The 3,661-nt window shown below is 57.4% G+C and carries 4 protein-coding genes and 1 pseudogene; all 5 read right to left on the bottom strand.

Going from position 1 to position 3,661, the window contains the following annotated elements; genetic code table 11:
- Positions 1 to 831 (bottom strand): methyl-accepting chemotaxis protein (locus tag VL003_RS04940; RefSeq protein WP_325440157.1); only part of this gene is annotated, 831 nt, incomplete at its 3' end.
- Positions 832 to 950: 119 nt separating this feature from the next.
- Positions 951 to 1,591 (bottom strand): annotated as a pseudogene (gene cheZ / locus VL003_RS04935) (protein phosphatase CheZ).
- A gap of 17 nt (positions 1,592 to 1,608) precedes the next feature.
- The gene (gene cheY, locus VL003_RS04930) at positions 1,609 to 1,998 is read right to left on the bottom strand and encodes a chemotaxis response regulator CheY (RefSeq protein WP_325440155.1); all 390 of its coding nucleotides are present in this window, start codon (positions 1,996 to 1,998) and stop codon (positions 1,609 to 1,611) included.
- A gap of 67 nt (positions 1,999 to 2,065) precedes the next feature.
- Positions 2,066 to 3,124 (bottom strand): protein-glutamate methylesterase/protein-glutamine glutaminase, encoded by a 1,059-nt coding sequence (locus VL003_RS04925; RefSeq protein ID WP_325440153.1) that lies wholly within the window; start codon positions 3,122 to 3,124, stop codon positions 2,066 to 2,068.
- 35 nt (positions 3,125 to 3,159) lie between these two features.
- Positions 3,160 to 3,661: CheR family methyltransferase (locus tag VL003_RS04920; RefSeq protein ID WP_325440151.1), on the bottom strand; the 502-nt coding region annotated here is incomplete at its 5' end.

The raw sequence follows: 3,661 nt of genomic DNA, 5'->3' as shown, positions 1-3,661 counted from the left end.
CTGACCCAGTTCGTCGTCGCCCCTGGCCATGATGCGATCGTACAAATTGCCGCTGCTAAGCGAGCCAAGAAACCCGGTGGCCTCTTTAAGCTGGGCAATGACTGAACGGCGCAAAGCGTATAGCCCAACCAGAATCAGGGCCAGCGCGGGCGCAATGACGTACAGCTCGGCGGTTCGGCCGATGAGCACCGCATTGGCGCCGAGCGCCCCTAATATCAAGGTAACCAATAGCGCCAGCCCGTTGAACTTGGCGCCAAGCGAAAAATTGAAGACTCGTTTTAATCGGGCTGCAAGCGAGGTCGGTGTTGCCACGCCGTTTCGCAAGATCACCGATGTATCACCCGCGTTCAGGCGCTTATATAGCGCCTTGGCAACCTTAAGCGCTTCTTCCGGCGGCTTGACCCGAATCGAGGTATAGCCGACAACCTGGGTGTCTTTAACGATAGGGGCCACGAACGCCAGCACCCAGTAGTCGGCACCGTTCTTGCAACGGTTGTGGATCATGCCGCCCCAAGCCTTGTTTTGCTTCAGGGTCGCCCACAAGTCGGCAAATACATGCTTGGGCATATCCGGGTGGCGCTCGATGCTTTGGGGAGCGCCGATCAGTTCTTCGCGGGTGTAGCCGCTGATGCGCACGAAGTTATCGTTCGCATAGGTGATATGCCCGCGTAAATCGGTTTTGGAAATAACTGTTTCGTCGGGACGAAGCACGTATTCGGCCGTTACCGTCGCGCCCCGCCCTGGGCTGGAGACTGCTGCATTCGAATGGGCCCATCGACCCGCTACTGAAACGCCATACTGCATGTCTTGCCCCCAAAAACTGAAACTCAAAACCAAATGGACCTGAGTGAAGCGGGTCAAATATTAGCAAATGTAAAATGCATCAAACAGTAAACAGGCCAACTCTCATGGAAAATACCTAGGAGTGGAAGTCCTCGCCAAAACCCTGCCTAGAAGCCCAGACTAGCCAGCAAATCGTCGACCTGATCCTGGTTGGCCACGACGTCAGGCTTGCCCTCGGGATTGGTTTGCGGCCCGTTCAGCAATGAATTGGTGTCGTCGCGCTTTTCTTTGGGCACGCTGTCGATCAGCACTTGCACCAGTTCTTGCTCGATGGTGCCAATCACCCCCAGCATTCGGGTAATGACCTGGCCGGTCAGGTCCTGGAAATCTTGAGCCATGATGATTTCCATCAGGTGGTCAAGCGACACTTGCGTATCGGCGGGAATCTCTTGCAGCAGGCCACGCGTGTCATCGACCAACTCGCGCGCCTGGGGCAGCTCGACAGGGTTATCGAACCAGGCCTGCCAGCGACGTCCAGCTCACGAGCGCGACGTTGCATGCGCTCTCGCACCGGCTGAACGGTTTCGGCGGCATTCAACACGCGGTTGGCGGCCTGCTCGGTCATGCGCGCCACGTAACCCAAGCGATCGCGGGCATCAGGAATGGCTTCGGCGGCCTCTTTGATGGCGTGATCCAGGCCCAATTCGCGCATGCTGTCACGCAACATGCGCGTCAATTGCGCAATTTTGCCAATCAGATCTTCGGCCTCGCCTCCACCGCTGACTGCCGGGTTTGCCGATGTTGTCATGTCGTTTCCTTATTCATTCAAGCGTTCAATTTCTCGAAAATCTTGTTCAGTTTTTCTTCGAGAACAGCCGCTGTAAACGGCTTGACCACATAACCGTTGGCGCCGGCCTGAGCGGCGGCGATGATGTTTTCTTTCTTGGCTTCGGCGGTGACCATCAACACGGGCAATTTTGACAATGCCGGATCAGCACGTATGGTCTGAAGCATGGTCAGTCCATCCATATTGGGCATGTTCCAGTCGGAAACCACCAGCTCAAAGTTGTTGTTGCGCAGTTTTTCTAGGCCCATGACGCCGTCTTCGGCCTCATCGACGTTTTCAAAGCCCAGGTCCTTGAGCAGGTTCTTGATGATGCGTCGCATGGTCGGAAAGTCGTCGACCACCAGGATTTTTATCGATTTCTGTACCACTTGGGTTCTCCAATAAAACAGTGTTAGCTTGGCCTTCGAGACTTAGTCGGCACCCACTTGGGCGCGCTCAGACCCGGTGACCATAAGAGCCGGCGCTTCTGAGCAGCCGCTCGCTGATATCCGATAGCGGCAGAGCTTCGTCGGCCGCGCCAATAAGCAGTGCTTCTCGAGGCATGCCGAACACCACACAACTTGCCTCGTCCTGAGCAAAAGTTTGAGCGCCGGCCTGCTTCATTGCCAGCATGCCCTGTGCGCCGTCCTTGCCCATGCCGGTAAGGATGACGCCGACCGCGTTCTTGCCCGCGACCTGAGCCACCGAATTGAACAACACATCGACTGAAGGACGATGGCGGTTAACCGGCTCGCTGGGGTCAAGCCTGACCACATAATTGGCGCCCGATCGCGCCAGCTTCATGTGGGCCACCCCGCCCGGTGCGAGATACACGTGCCCCGGCAGCACCCGCTGTCCGTCTTCGGCCTCGTGAACCTGCACATCGCAAAGCGAATCAAGCCGCTGCACGAACGAACGTGTAAAGCCCGCAGGCATATGCTGCGTGATGAGAATGGCCGGTGCGTTGGCCGGCATGGGCTCGAGCACCTGCCGTATGGCTTCGGTGCCACCGGTCGAGGCGCCGATGACAATCAGCTTCTCGGTCGTTGAGAAGGCCGAAGTGAGGCGCCGCACCGGGGCACGCACCTCGGAGGGCGCTGGACGCGGTCGCGGCCGCGACAAGGCCGCGGCACGGATCTTGTCGGCGATCAGGTCGCTGTAATCCATGAGCCCGTCGCGCAGCCCCAGCCTGGGCTTGGTGACGAAGTCGACCGCACCCAGCTCAAGCGCGCGCAGCGTCACCTCGGAGTTGCGTTCGGTAAGCGAAGAGACCATGACCACCGGCATGGGCCGCAGGCGCATCAGACGCTCGAGAAAATCCAGGCCGTCCATGCGCGGCATCTCGACGTCCAGCGTCAGGACGTCGGGATTATGCTGCTTGATCAGATCGCGCGCGACCAAGGGGTCGGGCGCCACGGCCACCACTTCCATGTCGGGGTGGCTGTCGATGATCTCGGTCATCAGGCTGCGCACCAGCGCAGAATCGTCCACACATAGGACACGTATTTTTTTCATGACTCAACTCCAGACAATATGCATGGCAAAACCTACTAGGCCAGCGTATAAACCGTTTGCCCGCGCAAACGGAAAGCCTTGGTCAAGTACGTAAAGTTTTCCGAATGTCCGGCGAACAAGAGGCCGCCGGGTTTAAGCATGGGCGCAAACCTTTCCAAAATTCGAGTTTGCGTGGGTTTATCGAAGTAAATCATGGTATTGCGACAAAAAATTGCATCGAACTTTTCGGTCGTTGGCCAAGTGGGCGCCACCAGGTTCAACGTTTCAAATTGCACCACGTCGTGCAATATGGGCTTGACGCGGACCAGCCCCGATTTGCTGGATTTTCCGCGAAAAAAATATTTCTTCATTAAAGCCTCGGGTATGGGCTTTGCGCGCTCAAAGGTATAGACACCCTTTCGGGCTTTTTCGATTGCCTGGGTGTCAATGTCGGTTGCCCATACCGAGGGCTTGGCCTGCGTGGGGCCTGCTTCCTCGAGCAAGGTTATGGCGATGGAGTAGGGTTCTTCGCCGGTCGAGGCGGCGCAGCACCAGACC

This window comes from Pusillimonas sp., assembly GCF_035515275.1.
GTDB lineage: Bacteria > Pseudomonadota > Gammaproteobacteria > Burkholderiales > Burkholderiaceae_B > Pusillimonas.
This window is presented reverse-complemented; position numbering and strand designations above follow the sequence as displayed.